12 protein-coding genes are annotated in these 16,758 nt (G+C 73.1%); all 12 read right to left on the bottom strand.

What is annotated here, in order from left to right:
• Positions 1 to 135: 135 nt before the first annotated feature.
• Positions 136 to 1,191 carry a homoserine kinase gene (thrB, locus tag L1785_RS04185; protein ID WP_236087884.1) on the bottom strand — a complete coding sequence of 352 codons (1,056 nt, stop codon included), beginning with the start codon at positions 1,189 to 1,191 and terminating at the stop codon, positions 136 to 138.
• Between the two features lie 28 nt (positions 1,192 to 1,219).
• Positions 1,220 to 2,329, bottom strand: coding sequence for a threonine synthase (gene thrC / locus L1785_RS04180; protein ID WP_236087883.1), 1,110 nt, complete (start codon positions 2,327 to 2,329; stop codon positions 1,220 to 1,222).
• A 5-nt stretch (positions 2,330 to 2,334) separates the two neighbouring features.
• Complete coding sequence (locus L1785_RS04175) at positions 2,335 to 3,636, bottom strand: homoserine dehydrogenase (protein WP_236087882.1); 1,302 nt, start codon at positions 3,634 to 3,636, stop codon at positions 2,335 to 2,337.
• Between the two features lie 183 nt (positions 3,637 to 3,819).
• Entirely contained in the window at positions 3,820 to 4,485 is a 666-nt protein-coding gene (locus tag L1785_RS04170; RefSeq protein WP_236087881.1) for a biliverdin-producing heme oxygenase, read from the bottom strand.
• 157 nt (positions 4,486 to 4,642) lie between these two features.
• Positions 4,643 to 7,615, bottom strand: a complete 2,973-nt coding sequence (gene secA, locus L1785_RS04165; RefSeq protein WP_236087880.1) for a preprotein translocase subunit SecA — start codon at positions 7,613 to 7,615, stop codon at positions 4,643 to 4,645.
• A gap of 80 nt (positions 7,616 to 7,695) precedes the next feature.
• Positions 7,696 to 9,396: a cation:proton antiporter domain-containing protein gene (locus tag L1785_RS04160; RefSeq protein WP_236087879.1), complete on the bottom strand. Its 1,701-nt coding sequence runs from the start codon at positions 9,394 to 9,396 to the stop codon at positions 7,696 to 7,698.
• A gap of 8 nt (positions 9,397 to 9,404) precedes the next feature.
• Positions 9,405 to 10,637, bottom strand: coding sequence for a winged helix-turn-helix domain-containing protein (locus L1785_RS04155; RefSeq protein WP_236087878.1), 1,233 nt, complete (start codon positions 10,635 to 10,637; stop codon positions 9,405 to 9,407).
• Between the two features lie 51 nt (positions 10,638 to 10,688).
• The gene (gene hpf, locus L1785_RS04150; RefSeq protein ID WP_236087877.1) at positions 10,689 to 11,342 is read right to left on the bottom strand and encodes a ribosome hibernation-promoting factor, HPF/YfiA family; all 654 of its coding nucleotides are present in this window, start codon (positions 11,340 to 11,342) and stop codon (positions 10,689 to 10,691) included.
• A gap of 262 nt (positions 11,343 to 11,604) precedes the next feature.
• A complete protein-coding gene (locus L1785_RS04145) occupies positions 11,605 to 12,396 on the bottom strand; it encodes a ComF family protein (protein WP_236087876.1) in 792 nt (263 codons plus the stop codon).
• Positions 12,397 to 12,492: 96 nt separating this feature from the next.
• Positions 12,493 to 14,262: an LpqB family beta-propeller domain-containing protein gene (locus tag L1785_RS04140; RefSeq protein WP_236087875.1), complete on the bottom strand. Its 1,770-nt coding sequence runs from the start codon at positions 14,260 to 14,262 to the stop codon at positions 12,493 to 12,495.
• The gene (mtrB, locus tag L1785_RS04135; protein WP_236087874.1) at positions 14,262 to 15,950 is read right to left on the bottom strand and encodes an MtrAB system histidine kinase MtrB; all 1,689 of its coding nucleotides are present in this window, start codon (positions 15,948 to 15,950) and stop codon (positions 14,262 to 14,264) included. The genes L1785_RS04140 and mtrB overlap by 1 nt, the downstream gene beginning before the upstream one ends.
• Positions 15,951 to 16,042: 92 nt before the next feature.
• Positions 16,043 to 16,723, bottom strand: coding sequence for an MtrAB system response regulator MtrA (gene mtrA / locus L1785_RS04130; protein ID WP_236087873.1), 681 nt, complete (start codon positions 16,721 to 16,723; stop codon positions 16,043 to 16,045).
• Positions 16,724 to 16,758: the final 35 nt, after the last annotated feature.

Here is a 16,758-nt window from a genome sequence, read left to right as displayed (position 1 = left end):
AACCTCGCATCAGTGGTACGACGACGTCGGCTGACGGGGGTTGCTGTCCGCCTTCTCGCGAGATGCCGGCCGCCCGTGAGGCGGCCCGGGGATGACTGCAAGGTCCCATGAAAAGGGCCGCGCATCCCAAAAGGCTCACTGCATCCTACCACCTCGTACCACCGACGGACCGGAGACGACGCGCTGCGCGCCTGACGGCTCCGACCCGGCGGCCACGCGCCGCGCTCGGGCGCCCACCAGGTCGATTCCGGGCCGCAGCGTACGCCATCCCGATGTCGGTGAACTCTCGGCTTCGCCCTGCCCAGGCCCGCCAGGACCCTCGCGGGAGGCGCTCGTCGGGCCGATGAGGTCGGCGAGAACGGCATCACGGCGCGCCGCCTGGTCCGGCGTGGTCAGCAGCAGGACCGTGGGGCCGGCGCCGGAGACCGTCGCGGCGAGCCCCTCGTCGCGCAGCCCGCGCAGCAGCTCGCTCGACGCTCCGAGGACCGCGGCGCGGTACGACTGGTGCAGGCGGTCCTCCGTGGCGTCGAACAGCAGCTCCGGGCGGCGGGCGAGGGCTTCCACGAGCAGCGCCGCCCGGCCGGCGGTGAACGCCGCGTCCGCGTGGGCCACCCTGGCCGGCAGGGCCGCCCGGGCGCGGGCCGTGGCCAGCCGGTGCTCGGGGACGAGCACCGTCGCCTCGATCGAAGGGTCGACGTCGAGCCCGACCGCCCGCGGGCCGTTCTCGCCCGTCCACGCGACGGTCGCCCCGCCCTGGATCGCCGGCGCAGCGTTGTCCGGGTGCCCTTCGAACTCGGTCGCGAGGCGGAGCACCGCCGCCGCGTCGAGCGCCCGCGGGTCCGCCAGCAGGGCCCGCGCCGCGACGATGCCCGCCACCACTGCGGCGGCCGACGAGCCCAGTCCCCGCCCGTGCGGGATCACGTTCACGCAGGTCAGGTGAAGTCCGGTGGGCGGAGCACCCGCGTACTCCATGGTGCGGCGCAGCGCGCGCACGATGAGGTGCTCCTCCCCGTCCGGCACCTCTCCCGCACCCTCGCCCTGGACCTCGACCACGACCTCGTCGCGTGCGAGGAGCCGCACCTCGACCTCGTCGTGCAGTGCGAGGGCCAGCCCCAGGGCGTCGAAACCGGGTCCGAGGTTGGCGCTGGTCGCGGGCACCCGCACGCGCACATGGTCGGCGCCGAGCTGCATGGTCCTGCCTCTCCTTGCCGGACGCTGCTCAGTACAGCCCGAGCGCGTCGGCGATCGAGACGACGTCGGCGGTCACCCTCGTGGGGACCACCTCGCCGCCGTCAGGGGTGCGCAGCGCCCACCCCGGGTCCTTCAGACCGTGACCCGTCACGGTGATGACGATGCGGGCGCCCGGGGGCACCAGGCCGCGCTCGGCACGGGACAGGACCCCCGCCACGCCCGCCGCCGACGCCGGCTCCACGAAGACACCGACCTCGGCCGCGAGCAGGCGGTGGGCGGCGAGGATCTGCTCGTCCGTCACCGCCTCGATGACGCCGCCCGACGCGTCACGGGCCTCCTCCGCCTGCCGCCAGGACGCCGGGTTGCCGATGCGGATCGCCGTCGCGATCGTCTCCGGCTCGTCGACGGGGTGACCCAGCACGATCGGCGCCGCGCCCGCGGCCTGGAAGCCCCACATGACCGGGGTCCGGCTCGCGCGCACCGGGCCGGCCGCCAGGTCGGCGTACTCGGTGTAGCCCTTCCAGTAGGCCGTGATGTTCCCCGCGTTGCCGACGGGCAGCACGTGGATGTCCGGCGCGTCGCCGAGGACGTCCACGACCTCGAACGCCGCCGTCTTCTGGCCCTCGATGCGGTCCGGGTTCACCGAGTTCACGAGCTCGACGGGGTGCGCCTCGGCCAGCTTGCGCGCCGCGACCAGGCAGTCGTCGAAGTTGCCGTCGACCTGCAGCAGGCGTGCGCCGTGCGCGACCGCCTGGCTCAGCTTTCCCATCGCGATCTTGCCGTCGGGCACCAGCACCGCGCAGACCATCCCGGCACGGGTCGCGTACGCGGCCGCCGAGGCGGACGTGTTGCCGGTCGACGCGCACACGACGGCGCGGGCCCCGCGCGCCGCGGCGGCCGAGATCGCCGTCGTCATGCCGCGGTCCTTGAACGACCCGGTCGGGTTCATCCCCTCGACCTTGACGAAGACCTCGGCACCGATGCGGTCGCCGATCGCCGGCGCGGGGACGAGCGGCGTGCCGCCCTCGCCCAGCGTCACGATCGTCTGCTGCACGTGCGCGGGCAGGCGGTCGGCGTACTCGGCGATGACCCCGCGCCACTGGTGGGTGGCCGGTGCGGTCGTTGGGGCGGTGGTCATGCGGCTCAACCTTCGACTCTCAGGACGGACGTGATCTCGTGGACGGGCTCGAGCTCCCGCACGGCGGCGACCGTCGCCGCCAGCGAGGCCTCGCGCGCCGCGTGGGTCGTGAGCAGCAGGCTCGCCGTGCCGGTCTCGTCCCCCGGCTCCGCACCGGCCTGACGCACCGTGTCGATCGAGACGCCGTGATCGGCCAGCGCGCCCGCCACCTGGGCGAGGACGCCCGGCCGGTCGGCGACGACCATGCGCACCTGGTACCGGGTCACGGCGGCGTCGGGCGGCAGGATGCGCAGCGCCGCGTAGACGGACTCCTGGGGACCCTTGCCGCCGAGCACGCGATGCCGCGCGGCCGAGACGACGTCGCCCAGGACCGCCGAGGCCGTCGGCCGGCCGCCGGCGCCCTGACCGTAGAACATGAGCGGCCCGGCCGCGTCGGCCTCGACGAAGACCGCGTTGAACGCACCTCGCACGTTCGCCAGCGGGTGCTCCAGCGGCACGAGGGCAGGGTGCACCCGCACCGACACACCCTCCTCCGTCTGCTCCGCGATCGCCAGCAGCTTGACCCGGTGGCCCGTGCGCTCCGCCCAGGCCACGTCGTCGGCCGTCACGTGCGTGATGCCCTCGCGGGCCACGTCGTCCGCCGACACCCGCGTGTGGAACGCGAGGCTCGCCAGGATGGCCGCCTTGGCCGCGGCGTCGAAGCCCTCGACGTCCGCCGTCGGGTCTGCCTCCGCGTAGCCGAGATCCTGCGCCTGCTTCACGGCCTCCTCGAACGACAGGCCACCGCTCGCCATCTGGTCCAGGACGTAGTTCGTGGTGCCGTTGACGATGCCGAGCACGCGGCGCACGTGGTCGCCCGCGAGCGACTCGCGCACCGGGCGCACGATCGGGATCGCGCCCGCCACCGCGGCCTCGAAGTAGATGTCGACGCCCGCGGCGTCCGCCGCCTTGTAGAGCGTGGGCCCGTCTTCCGCCAGCAGCGCCTTGTTCGCCGTCACGACGGCGGCGCCGCCGTCGATGGCCCGCAGCAGCAGGGTGCGCGCCGGCTCCAGGCCGCCCATCACCTCGATCACGATGTCCGCGCCCGACACCAGCGTCTCCGCGTCCTCGGTGAGGAGCTCCCGCGGGATCGCACTGTCGCGCTGCACGGCGGCGTTCCGCACCGCGATGCCGACCAGCTCGAGCGGCGCCCCGGCCCGCGCGGCCAGGTCCTCGCCGTGCTCGAGGAGCAGGCGCGCGACCTGCGTTCCGACCACTCCGCAACCGAGCAGCGCGACGCGGAGGGGGGTGACGCTGGGTCCGGGCACGGGTGTCCTGCTTTCCGGTCAGGGGTTATCCGGTGGTGGGCGCGCCCCGTCGGGGCGGACGCGCTCAGGATAGCCGCGAGGTCCGACACGCGGCGGAGCGGTCCATCCTTCGACCCCGCCCCGCTCGCCCCGCCGGACCCCGTGGCGCCGCCGTCGCCGTCGCCGGCAGGACGCCCGGCCCCGTCACGCGCGCGGGCGGTGCCGCTCCCCCAGCTCGGTGAACATCGCCCGGTTGCTGCGGAACGCCTCCTGCGCCTCCGCCACGGCGACCTCCACCTCGGCCGCGTCCAGCTCGAGGCCGTCGAGGCGCTCGCGGTACACGTCCTTGAACGGCTTGGCCTTCGGGATGTCCGGGAAGGTGTAGAAGGCGAGCCCGTCGCCGGACAGCCCGTAGTGCCGCTCGAGCATGCGCCGGATCACCTGGCCGCCGGACAGGTCGCCGAGGTAGCGCGTGTAGGCGTGCGCGGCGTACTCCGGGAGACGGCCACAGACGGAGCGGATGCGCGCCGCATAGGAGCGCGTGGCCGGCAGCACGTCGATCTGCGTGCGCCAGCCGGCGCCGTACAGGTGCGCCAGGTCCCGCTCGATCGACGGCACGCGGGTGAGCTCGTCGAACACCAGGGCACCGCCGCGCCGGTCGCCGCGGTGGCTCTCGCTCGCCTCTTCCACCGCGGTGTAGATCTCGAGCTGCTGCGCGGCGAGGTCGGCGTAGGCGCTGACGTCCAGCTCGCCGGCGAGGAGCCGCTCGACGAACGACTCCGTCTCCGCCTCGCGATGCTCGGCCCGGGTGCCCTCGCGGAGCAGGACGGACAGCGGGGTCGGGAAGGGGACGTCGGCGGCAGCAGCCACGGTTGCTCCTCAGGAGGCGCTCAGGACCTGACAGATCGTCAGATCGCGCCGAGCCTAGCAGACCGATATTAGGCAAACCTAACCTCGTCCGTCCGCACCTCCGACGCAGAACGGCGACCGCCCCGGAGGGGGCGGTCGCCGTCGGACGCGGTGGTGCTCAGGCCTCGTTCAGGCCGTGGCAGAGCTTGTACTTCTTGCCCGAGCCGCACGGGCACTGCGCGTTGCGCGGCGTGCCCGGGAACGTGCGGCCGTCGCTCTCCGGCGCACCCGCCTCGCCGTGCAGGTCGCGCCGCGCGCGCTTGGCGGCGTCACCCCCGGAGAGCGCGGTGGAGCCTGCGCCGCCGCGGGAGCTGAACGCCGAGCCGGTCCCGTCGTCGCTCGGGGCCGAGTACGTCAGCGGGACCTGACGGGCCGGGGCGTCCAGACCCTTGGCCAGCAGGATCGGCTGCGTGGGCGGGGCCGCCTGGCGCGGCGCGCTCGCCGGGACGGCCACCGGGGCCTTCGGCGCGGCGGGCGCGGCCGGGGCGACCACCGGTACGACGGGCGCCCCGTCCACCGTCGAGCCGTCGGGCGTCGCGACGCCGCCGGGGACCGCCACGACGCCGCCCTCGGGCGCGTCCGCGCCGGGCTGCTGCACCGTGACCTCGAGGTTGAAGAGGAAGCCGACCGACTCCTCCTTGATGGCGTCGGTCATCGCCTGGAAGAGCTGGAAGCCCTCGCGCTGGTACTCGACCAGCGGGTCGCGCTGGGCCATCGCGCGCAGGCCGATGCCCTCCTTGAGGTAGTCCATCTCGTAGAGGTGCTCGCGCCACTTGCGGTCCAGGACGGACAGCACCACGCGGCGCTCGAGCTGGCGCATCGCCGGCGAGCCCAGGGTCTCCTCACGGGCCTCGTAGGCCACGCGGGCGTCGGACAGGATCTCCTCGAGCAGCATCTCGCCCGTGAGGCGGTCCGCGCCGTCGGCCTCGGCGACGACGTCGTCGACCGTGATCGACACCGGGTACACGGCGCGCAGCGCGGTCCACAGGGCGTCCAGGTCCCACGTCTCGCCCGATCCCTCGGCGGTCGCGTTCGTGACGTACTCCGTGACGACGTCGGTGAGGAAGTGCTGCACCTGCTCGTGCAGGTCCTCGCCCTCGAGCACCCGGCGGCGCTCCGCATAGATGACGGCACGCTGGCGCGACAGGACGTCGTCGTACTTCAGGACGTTCTTGCGGATCTCGAAGTTGCGGGCCTCGACCTGGCCCTGCGCGGACTGGATGCCGCGCGTCACCATCTTGGACTCCAGCGGCATGTCGTCCGGGAAGCCCGCCCGGTTCATCATCGCCTCGGCGAGACCCGAGTTGAACAGGCGCATCAGGTCGTCCTGCATCGACAGGTAGAACCGCGACTCGCCCGGGTCGCCCTGACGGCCGGACCGGCCACGGAGCTGGTTGTCGATGCGGCGCGACTCGTGCCGCTCCGTGCCCAGGACGTACAGGCCGCCCAGCGACACGACCTCGTCGTGCTCCGTCGCCACCGCGGCCTTCGCCTTCTCGAGGGCGTCGGGCCACGCGGCCTCGTACTCCTCGGGCGTCTCGACCGGGTCCAGGCCGCGCGACGCCAGGTCGCTCACCGCCAGGTGCTCGGCGTTGCCGCCGAGCATGATGTCGGTACCGCGGCCGGCCATGTTCGTGGCCACCGTGACGGCGCCCTTGCGTCCCGCCATCGCGATGATCGCGGCCTCGCGCTCGTGCTCCTTGGCGTTGAGCACGTTGTGCGGCACGCCCGCCTTCTTCAGCTTGGCGGACAGCAGCTCCGACTTCTCGACGCTCGTGGTGCCGACGAGCACCGGCTGGCCGTACGCGTGGCGCTCCACGATGTCCTGGACGACCGCGTCGAACTTGCCGTCCTCGTTCTTGTAGACGAGGTCCGCCTGGTCCATGCGCTGCGGCGCCTTGTTCGTGGGGATCGGCACCACGCCCAGCTTGTACGTGCCCTGGAACTCGGCGGCCTCGGTCTCGGCCGTACCGGTCATGCCGGAGAGCTTCCCGTAGAGGCGGAAGTAGTTCTGCAGCGTGATCGTGGCGAGCGTCTGGTTCTCCGCCTTGATCGCCACGCCCTCCTTGGCCTCGATGGCCTGGTGCATGCCCTCGTTGTAGCGACGTCCCGCGAGGATGCGGCCCGTGTGCTCGTCGACGATCATCACCTCGCCGTTGAGGACGACGTAGTCCTTGTCGCGCTTGAAGAGCTCCTTCGCCTTGATGGCGTTGTTGAGGAAGCCGATCAGCGGCGTGTTCAGGGACTCGTACAGGTTGTCGATGCCGAGGTAGTCCTCGATCTTGGCGATGCCCGGCTCGAGCACGCCCACCGTGCGCTTCTTCTCGTCGACCTCGTAGTCGGCCTCCGCCCGCAGGCGGTTCACCACCTTGGCGAACTCGGTGTACCAGCGGTTGGCGTCGCCGGAGGCCGGGCCCGAGATGATGAGCGGCGTGCGCGCCTCGTCGATGAGGATCGAGTCCACCTCGTCGACGATGGCGAAATGGTGCCCCCGCTGGACGAGGTCGTCCGTGCTCCACGCCATGTTGTCGCGCAGGTAGTCAAAGCCGAACTCGTTGTTCGTGCCGTAGGTGATGTCGGCGGCGTACATCTCGCGGCGCTGCGCCGGCGTCTGGCCGGACAGGATGACACCCGTCGACATGCCCAGGAACCGGAAGACGCGGCCCATCAGCTCGCCCTGGTACTTCGCCAGGTAGTCGTTCGTGGTGACGACGTGCACGCCCTGGCCCTCGAGGGCGTTGAGGTAGGCGGCCGTCGTGGCCACCAGCGTCTTGCCCTCACCGGTGCGCATCTCGGCGATGTTGCCCAGGTGCAGGGCGGCGCCGCCCATGAGCTGCACGTCGAAGTGGCGCTGCCCCAGCGTCCGCCGTGACGCCTCACGCACCGTCGCGAAGGCCTCAGGCAGCAGCTCGTCGAGCGACTGGCCGTGCGCGAGCCGCTCCTTGAAGCGCTCCGTCTCCTCGCGCAGCTCCTCGTCGCTGAGCTCGACGAAGCTGGGCTCCAGGCTGTTCACCTGTTCGGCGATCGAGGACAGCTTCTTGAGGATCCGGCCTTCGCCGATGCGAAGGACCTTCTCGAGGATGGAAGGCACGCGTTCTCCCGTTGTCGGTAGCGTCCCGGTCAAGGGACGGTCGGTTCGGCGTTACGAGGCGACACCCCGCACGGGCTCGGTCAGGTCACACCGTCGTCCATCGTAGGCCGTCCGGCTCCGGTGTCGGCCCGCTCCCCCGGCACCTGAGGGCCGGGTTCGCTCTCGGGGTAACGACCGCGCGCCTCACCCGGTTCCAACCATCGCTCCCCCAGCGCGAGGTCGGCCGCGTAGTCGGCGAGCTGGACGCCCGCCGTGCCGTAGAGGTGGAACACCTCGTCGACGCCCGCCTTCCGCAGGTGGCCCACCTCGTCCGCGTACCGTGCCAGAGCCACGACCCGGCCCGCGAACCCGGCCTCGCGCAGCCGGTCCATCGCGAGGAGGTTCGCATTCTCGCCGGGCATCGCCAGCACCGCCACCCGCACGGTCCCCGCCGCACAGACCCGCTCCCAGAAGTCGAGGTCCGTCGCGTCCGCCCGCACGACGTTCACGCCCGCCGCGCGCAGCTCGCCCACGCGCGCGCCGTCGTGCTCCACACCCGCCACCTTCAGCCCGTACTCGCCGCGCAGCCGGTCGAACGCGGCCCGGCCCACCCGTCCCATCCCGAGCACCACGGCCTGCGCACGGCCCACGTCGATGGGCCGGTCGTCCGGGATCAGGCGCTCGGGGCGCTGCAGCGGCAGGCTCTCCTCCAGCGACGCGGCGATCTCGACGCCTCGACGGTTCACCGCCGCGCAGAGCACGAAGCTCGCCGCAACCGCGAGCGCCACCGTCGGCACCCAGTCCCCCGTCAGGAGCCCGGTCGAGGCGCCGACGGCCACGACGATCAGCCCGAACTCCGAGTAGTTGGTCATCGCGAGCGACGCGAGGAACGTCGTGCGGTACCGCAGGCGCATCAGCCACAGCAGCCCGCCGTACGCGACGGCCTGCGCCGGCAGCAGGAGCAGCAGGAGCGCCGCGACGCCCACGTCGCCGAGCGAGGGCGTGCCATGCATCCCGATCGAGACGAAGAACCCGACGAGCAGGAGCTCCTTGAGCGAGAACAGGTGCCGCGACAGCTCGGTGGCAGCCGGGTGCGAGGCCAGCAGCGCACCCATGACGAGCGCGCCCAGGTCGCCCTTGACCCCGACCGCCTCGAACAGGGCGTAGCCGGGACCGAGCGCCATCAGCACGCCGAAGAGGACCCGCAGCTCGCCGTGACCGGTTCGGCTCAGCGCCCGGCGCAGCAGCCACGAGGCCGGGACGAGCAGCACCAGCGCCGCCGCCCACGGGCTCGGCGGCTCGCCCTTCGACACCGACAGGAAGACGACGGCGGCAAGGTCCTGCAGGATGAGCACGCCGATGGCGATGCGGCCGTACAGGGCCGTCGCGTCGCTGCGGTCGTCGAGGAGCTTCACCACGAACACGGTGGACGAGAAGGACAGGGCGAAGCCGACGAGCGCGAGGCTGCCGAGCGACTCGTCGGCGAGCACGCCGACGCCGGCGACCATGAGTAGGCCCAGGAACCCGACCGCGACGGCGACGCTGATCCCCATGTGCACCACGGTGGTGGCCCAGACCTCGCGGCGGAGCAGCGAGCGCGGGTCGAACTTCAGGCCGATCCCGAAGAGCAGCAGCGTGACGCCGAGGTCCGCCAGGGTCCCGAGGTACGGCAGCTCCGGCGCGCCCGTGGCGCCGAGGACGAAGCCCGCGACGAGGAAGCCGACCAGTGGCGGGAGCCGGACGAGACCGGCTGCCAGGCCCGCGGCAAACGTGACCCCCAGATAGAGGGCGGCTGTCCCCATACCTGATGCTAGTCGGTCGCGCGCGCGTGGCCGGAGAGTTCGGCCGCCAGTTCGCCGCGACCCGCGACGACCACGTCCTCCAGGCCGAGCCATCCCGCCATCTCGCGCAGCTCCGCGGCGAGCCGGGCCGATGTGGCGGGCGTCGCCCACGGCTCGCGGTGCGCGGACTGGACGCGCAGGACGCCGGCCTGCCGGTCGGCCTTGAGGTCGACCCGTGCGGTGATCCGCTCGTCCTCGAGGAAGGGCAGCACGTAGTAGCCGTGCACCCGCTTCGGCTCGGGCACGTAGATCTCGATGCGGTACAGGGTGCCGAAGAGGCGCTCCAGGCGGGTGCGCTCGAAGACCAGCGGGTCGAACGGCGCCAGGAGCGCCTGCCCGTCCGCCCGGCGCGGCACCCGCGCGTCCCGGTGCAGATACGTGCGCTCGTCCCAGCCCGCGACCTGGACCGGCAGCAGGACCCCGTCCTCCACGAGCTCGGCGACCGCCCGGTCGGCCGCGTTGCCGCGCAACCGGAAGTAGTCCTTGAAGCAGCGCGCGGTACCGATCCCGTGGGCGCGGGCCCCGATCTCGACCAGCGTGCGCAGCGCCACGTCGTCCGGCACCGGCGGTGCCGCGAGCACGTGCGGCGGCAGCACCCGCTGCGGCAGGTCGTACAGCCGCTCGAACGCCGCGTTGCGGCGAGCGGAAGTGACCTCGCCCGTGAAGAAGAGGAACTCCAGGACCCGTTTGGCGACCGTCCAGTTCCAGCCCCACTCCTCGCGGCTGCGCTGGTGGCCGCGGCCGTTCTCCGCGAACCAGTCGTGGATCTGTGCGGCGCTGACGGGCCCGCGCTCGGCGACCAGGCGGCGCACCTCGTCCACCTCGGCCGTGTGGTCGAGCGGGACGCCGGCGATCACGCCCCAGGCCTGCGAGAGGAACGCGCGCCGCCGCCACTCCAGCAAGGGGTACGTCTCCGGCGGCACGAAGGAGGCGACGTGCGCCCACGTCTCGACCACGCGCCGCGGGGCGCGCCCCGCGGCGCGGTCGAGGAGCGCCGTGTCGTACGCGCCGAGCCGCGAGAACACCGGCAGCAGGTGGGCGCGGGCCAGCACGTTGACCGAGTCGATCTGCAGCAGACCGAGGCGGTCGATCACCCCCTGGACGTGCCGCATCGTGGGCGGGTTGCCGGGACGGCGGGCGCGGTGCAGCCCCTGCGCGGCAAGAGCGACGCGCCGGGCCTGCGACAGGGACAAGGACTCCATGGGGACATGGTGCCCGTTGCCACTGACACAGACCCGGCGCGTGGGCTCGGATCAGCCGAGTGGCGCCCCCGTGCACGGGCTGTCGAGGGCGATGACCCCGAACGTCCAGCCGTTGCGGCGGTACAGCACGGACGGGCGCGCGGTCTCCTTGTCGATGAAGAGGTAGAAGTCGTGCCCCACCATCTCCATCTCGTAGACGGCGTCGTCGATCGTCATGGGCTCGGCGTGGTGCAGCTTCTGCCGGATGACCACCGGCGAGTCACCGAGCGTCGTCTCCACGGTGTCGCCCGCCTCAGCGAGGGCCGCCGGGGCGCTGACCTCGGCCTTGGTGGCCGTGGGCGCCGGCTCGGCGACCTCCTCGTAGGGGCGGACGTCGACGGGCGCGAGGACGGAGTTGTTGCGGTGGTCCTTGCGCCGGTCGCGGGCACGGCGGAGTCGCTCGTTGAGCTTGTCGATCGCGAGGTCGAGGGCGCCGAACCGGTCGTCCGCCGCGGCCTCCGCACGGATCACGGGTCCCTTCGCCCGGACCGTGAGCTCGACCCGCTCGCTGCGGTCTGCGAGGCGCGGGTTGTTCTCGTGCGTGACCTCGACGTCCACTCGCTGCACGCTGGGCGACAGCAGCTCGACCTTCGCGAGCTTGTCCTCCACGTGCTGGCGGAACCTGTCCGCTACCTCCGTGTGCCTGCCGACGACGACGATCTCCATGTGAGTTCTCCGCTCCGATCGTGGTGCGCCACCCGGTCAGACCGGCCGGCGCGCGCCCTGAATCTTCTTGGGACACCCCCTGCGGGTGCCGGGCACCTACCACCTCCCGTCGCCGGGACTCGTCTCCTGCGACTGAGCACCCATCGATCGTCGGAAGAGCGCTGTGCGCTCCTCGCGGCCGAGCAATCAGGCTAACCCCCGAACCTGAGAGGACGACACCCCCTGCGGCGGGTAAACGACGTGACGTCTATCCGCCAAGGTGTCACCTCGTCCGGCCCTCCCGCGACGCCCGTCCCGGCGGCGGCGTCGCTGCCAGCACAATTGCCCCGAGCACCGCCGCGCCGGCCTGTTCGAGCACCCGTTCGGCGGCCGCAAGAGTCGCTCCGGTCGTCAGGACGTCGTCCACCAGGAGGCACTGCACCGGAGCGCCGGACGCGCGCCCGGGCGCACCAGGGCGCCCGGGAACGCCACCTCGCACGGCGCGCGACGCCGGGTCCAGCAGGCCCCGCCCGCGGCGCGTCACCCGCACCGCCGCCGCCAGGTTGCGCCCCCGCGCGCGGGTGCCCAGGCCTACCTGGTCCCGCGCCCGGCCCGGCCGGTGCAGGAGGGCGACCGGCCGCGCGTCGGCTCCCGCGGACCGCAGACCCGCGGCGACCTCCCGGGCGAGGACACGGACGGGCTCCCGGCCGCGCGAGCGCCGCGCAGCCCCGCTCGACGGGACCGGGACGACGAGCAGCCGCCCCCCGGGCAGCGCAGCCGCCGACGCGGCCGCCGTCCGCCGGATCGCGCGGCCGAGCAAGCCGTCGAGGTCGGCCCGCCCGCGGTCCTTCCAGTGCACCACCACGTCCCGCACCGGGCCGGCGTACCGCGCCTGTGCCCAGACAGGCAGGGGCGCGACGCCGTCGAGGCGGTCGAGACGCGGCGCTGCGTCCTCGACGCGGACGGGCGGGCCGGCGAGCACGGCCGCGCAGGCCGCGCACCACGGGACGTCCGGTAGGCCACAGGGGCACGCGACGGGCAGGAGGAGGCGGGACAGCTCCCGCAGCGCGTTCACCGGACCAGCGTCCCGTGCGGGGCGCGCCCGTGGGTGCAGCCGTCCACAGGGACGGGCTGCCGCGCCCTCCGGTCGCCCCGCGCGCCCGTCGCCCGCTCAGCCCTGGAACGCGACCAGGCGCACGCCGTCCTGGATGCGGGCCCACTGCCCGGAGACCTGCCGGACCACGAGCGTGCCCGCCTCGTTGATCGCGTAGATCCCGAGGTCGTTGACGCCGGCCGCGAGCTGCTGCGGCCCCGCCACGCCGCTCAGCTCGCGCGAGCGCCCGGTGGAGGTGCTCAGCCCGCCGACACCCACCGACCAGATCGCCGACCTGCCCGTCACGTCCCAGGTGAGCACCAGGAGGCTCGTGGAGCCGGACCACTGGACCTCGCGGGCGTCGGGCACCGTCCTGGCGACGCGGACCGGACCACCCAGCCCCGGCACGCCGTCGACCCCCCGGACCACTCCTGCCACGTCGATCTGCGGCCCGGTCGGCCCGACACTCACGATGGCTATCCGGGCTCCCTCCGGTGAGACCCGCAGGCCCGTGACGGCGCGACCGCTGAGCCAGTCCGCGGTGACCACGTGCACCGTCCCGTCGGGGTCGACGGCCTGGAGGGTGCCGGGTTCGCCGCTCGTCCAGACCGTGCCGAACCGGTCGACGGACGGCGCGACGAGGTTCGCGCCCGTGGTGACCACCCCTCCGCCGTCGGTCAGCCGGACGATCCGGCTCGTGCCGTCCCGCACGACGATCGGCGTGGCCGCAGGCCCGGCCGCGAGCGCCGTCGGGTCGGCGACGCCGTCCCAGGTGACGTCCCGCTCGAAGGGCACGAGCCTGCGGTCGGTGACCGTGTGGAGGACACCGTCCAGGAGGACGAGCGGCTCGCCCTCGGTGCGTACCGCTCTCGGCGCGGGCTCGTCCGGGACGGGCTGCTCGACGGAGTCCGCGTAGAGGGTGACCGGCTGCGTCGCCCGCCCGTCGGCGAGCGTCGCGGAGAGCTGCGCCGCGAAGAGGGCACGATCCGCAGTCTCCATCTGCGCGAACGGCGCAGTGAGCCGGACCTCCGCCCGGCCCGTCTCCTCGTTGACGGGCACCGCGCTCACGTCGAGCGCCGTACCGTCGGGCACCGTCCCGACCGCGGCTCCCTGGAGCCACGCCGGCGGGCCCGCCAGGACCTCGCGCACCGCCTCCGTACGCCAGCCGTTCCTCGGGAACCAGCGCTGGTCCGGCACCCAGAACCTGTGGTCGGTCGTCGGGAAGTACAGGCGCGTCTCACGGAACGACGTCGCGAACAGGGCGTCGAGGATGAACATGCCGTCGTCGAGGGCGCTGATGCGCCACTGCCCGCCGGCCTCCCGCACGAGGCCGAACTCGGTCTCGACCGGGACCGGCACCGCCTCCTCGGTGTAGAAGCCGTGGGCGTCCAGCGTCGCCGCCACCGACACGGTGGCGTGCACCGTCGCGACGGTCGCGTTCTCGTCCACGGCGTCGGCCTCGACCAGGATGTCGCCCTCGTACACCGCGACCGTGGCCGTCGGGTCCCACGCCGCCGCCTGGTCCCCGAAGAGGAACTCCTTCGCGGTGGTGAACTGCTGAGGGTTGTTCGGGCCCGCCTGGGCGGCCGTCAGGAAGCCCTCGACGACGTCGTGCGGGTCGGCGCCGTCGCGCGGCCCGTACGGCAGGTTCACGATCTCGCCCTCGTCGACCACCCCGCCCTCGCCGAGCCGGACGTCACCCGACGTGGGGATCGACGAGCAGCCGGCAAGGGCCGCCGGCGCGACGGCGACCAGGGCGGCGACGGCCGCGGCCACCCGTCGCGCGGTGCGCCGCCCACGTCCGGCATCGGCGGGACGGCGCGCTGCCAGAGTGCCCGGCCTGAGCATCAGCGCACCTCCGCGTCGTCGGGGTCGAAGGCGACGGCCAGGTCGGGGATCGTCGTCGGGCTCGGGCCGGTCGGCGGGTGGAGCACCGGGGTCTGGCCGGTCGTCACGTGCGGTCCGTGCGACGGCGGGACGACGGCGACCGGCGGCTCCCGGAGCGCGATGCCCGCGCGACGCGGCAGCGTCAGACGGAAGCTGGCGCCCTGGCCCGGCCTGCCCCACGCGTCGAGGCTGCCCGCGTGCAGGCGTGCGTCCTCCAGCGCGATGGCGAGGCCGAGGCCCGTCCCTCCCGTGGTCCGGGCGCGCGCCGGATCAGCCCGCCAGAAGCGGTCGAAGACGTGCTCGACCTCCTGCTTCGTCATCCCGACGCCGTAGTCGCGCACCACGACGGCGACCGACCACGGGTCCTCGGCGACCGTGATCTCCACCGGCCGCTCCTCCGCGTGCTCGATCGCGTTGACCACGAGGTTGCGCAGGACCCGCTCGACGCGGCGCGGGTCGATGTCCGCGGTCGCGGGAACGTCGGGCAGCTCCACCGACACGGGCACCTCCTTCCGCTCGGCGAGCGGCATCGCCTGCTCCACCACCAGCGTCACCAGGTCCCGCAGGTCACGGGTCTCGGCGTCGAGGGCGGCCGCACCGGCGTCGAACCGGCTGATCTCGAGCAGGTCCGCGAGCAGCGACTCGAAGCGGTCGATCTGCTCCTGCAGCAGCTCGGCGGACCGCTTCGCCGCCGGGTCCAGCTCGTCGCGCGACTCGTGGATCACCTCGCTCGCCATGCGGATCGTCGTCAGCGGCGTGCGCAGCTCGTGCGAGACGTCGGAGACGAAGCGTCGCTGCATCGCCGACAGCTCTTCCATCTGCCGGATCTGATCCTGCAGGCTCGTCGCCATCTCGTTGAAGGACCGCGCGAGCGTCGCCATCTCGTCGCGGCCGCGCGCGCCCGGCATGCGTTCGGACAGGTGCCCGTCGGCGAGCCGCTCGGCGACGATCGCGGCGCGCGTCACGGGCCGGACGGCCTGCCGCGTCACCAGCCACGTGATGACCCCGATGAGGACGAGCATCACCACGGCCCCCGCCAGGAGCACCTGCTGCAGGAACGAGAGCGTCTGCTGCTCCTCCTCGAGGGAGTACAGGTAGTACACCTCGTACGTACCGAGGGTCGGCACCTCGGCCGTCGAACCGACCATCACGCCCGGCGCCACCTGGCCGGGCACGCTCCCCGCGATCGCGACCGGCTGCAGCACGGGGACGTCCGACGCCCGGTTCGCCTCGCGCAGCTCGGGCGTGATGAGGTCCCGGTACTCCTCGCGGGACACCGGGTCGATCACCGGCGTCGTGATGTCCGGCTCGTGGAGGAGGAAGAAGTCCTGGGCGCTGCTGCCGCTCGCCTGGAGCTGCCTGAGCATGCCGTTCACCAGCACGATCAGCTCCGACTGCTCGGGAGCCGACGACGCCGCGAACGTCGTGCGTACCATCTGCGTCAGGGCCAGGCTCTCCCGCTCGACCTGGTCCACGCGGTCCTCGTACAGCCCGTTGCTGATCGTCGACGACAGGTAGAACCCCAGCATGGCGATCGAAGCGACGCCGACGGCGAGCGCCGTCGTCACGATCCGCACCTGCATCGAGGAGCGCCACCGGTCGACGACGCGCCGGGTCCCGCGCACGAGCGACACGTGCGCACGGGTCACCAGGCGCCGCGCCGTGAGGATCGTCCCGGCTCTCGTGCCGGGCCGCCGCGAGGGCGCTGCCGAAGGCCTCGGTGAGGGCACTGCCGTGGGCATTACTGCGGTGCGCCGGCCTTGTAGCCCACGCCGCGCACCGTCAGGACGATCTCGGGGTTCTCCGGGTCGCGCTCGATCTTCGAGCGCAGACGCTGGACGTGGACGTTGACCAGGCGCGTGTCGGCGCTGTGGCGGTAGCCCCAGACGCGCTCCAGCAGGACCTCGCGGGTGAACACCTGCCACGGCTTGCGCGCCAGGGCCACGAGGAGGTCGAACTCGAGGGGCGTGAGCGCGATGCGCTTGCCGTCCCGGGTCACGGTGTGGCCGGTCACGTCGATCTCGACGTCACCCACCTTGAGGCGCTCCGGGCCCGGGTCGTCCGTGCGGCGCAGGCGCGCCTTGATGCGGGCGACGAGCTCCTTGGGCTTGAACGGCTTGGAGATGTAGTCGTCGGCGCCGGACTCCAGGCCGAGCACGACGTCCACCGTGTCGGACTTGGCCGTGAGCATGATGATCGGCACGCCCGACTCGGAGCGGATCTCGCGACAGACCTGTACGCCGTCCTTGCCGGGCAGCATCAGGTCGAGCAGGACGAGATCCGGCTGGTGGGTGCGGAACATGCCGAGAGCGGCGTCGCCGTCGGCGCAGAACACGGGTTCCAGACCCTCGCCGCGCAGCACGATCCCGATCATCTCTGCCAGTGCGGTGTCGTCGTCGACGACCAGGACGCGAACCTTCATGCCCCCCAGTGTGCCAGGTGACCCTGAGACCTCGG

The organism is Antribacter soli (assembly GCF_021568775.1).
Taxonomy (GTDB): Bacteria; Actinomycetota; Actinomycetes; order Actinomycetales; family Cellulomonadaceae; genus Antribacter; species Antribacter soli.
Note: the sequence above shows the minus strand (reverse complement) of the source record. Positions and strands in the feature narration are given on the sequence as shown.

Coding starts and splice junctions, on each gene's coding strand:
- L1785_RS04160 (WP_236087879.1), bottom strand. CDS start 9,396: ATGGGGACAGCCGCCCTCTATCTGGGGGTCACGTTTGCCGCGGGCCTG.
- L1785_RS04140 (WP_236087875.1), bottom strand. CDS start 14,262: ATGCTCAGGCCGGGCACTCTGGCAGCGCGCCGTCCCGCCGATGCCGGA.
- thrC (WP_236087883.1), bottom strand. CDS start 2,329: ATGACCACCGCCCCAACGACCGCACCGGCCACCCACCAGTGGCGCGGG.
- mtrA (WP_236087873.1), bottom strand. CDS start 16,723: ATGAAGGTTCGCGTCCTGGTCGTCGACGACGACACCGCACTGGCAGAG.
- L1785_RS04155 (WP_236087878.1), bottom strand. CDS start 10,637: ATGGAGTCCTTGTCCCTGTCGCAGGCCCGGCGCGTCGCTCTTGCCGCG.
- thrB (WP_236087884.1), bottom strand. CDS start 1,191: ATGCAGCTCGGCGCCGACCATGTGCGCGTGCGGGTGCCCGCGACCAGC.
- hpf (WP_236087877.1), bottom strand. CDS start 11,342: ATGGAGATCGTCGTCGTCGGCAGGCACACGGAGGTAGCGGACAGGTTC.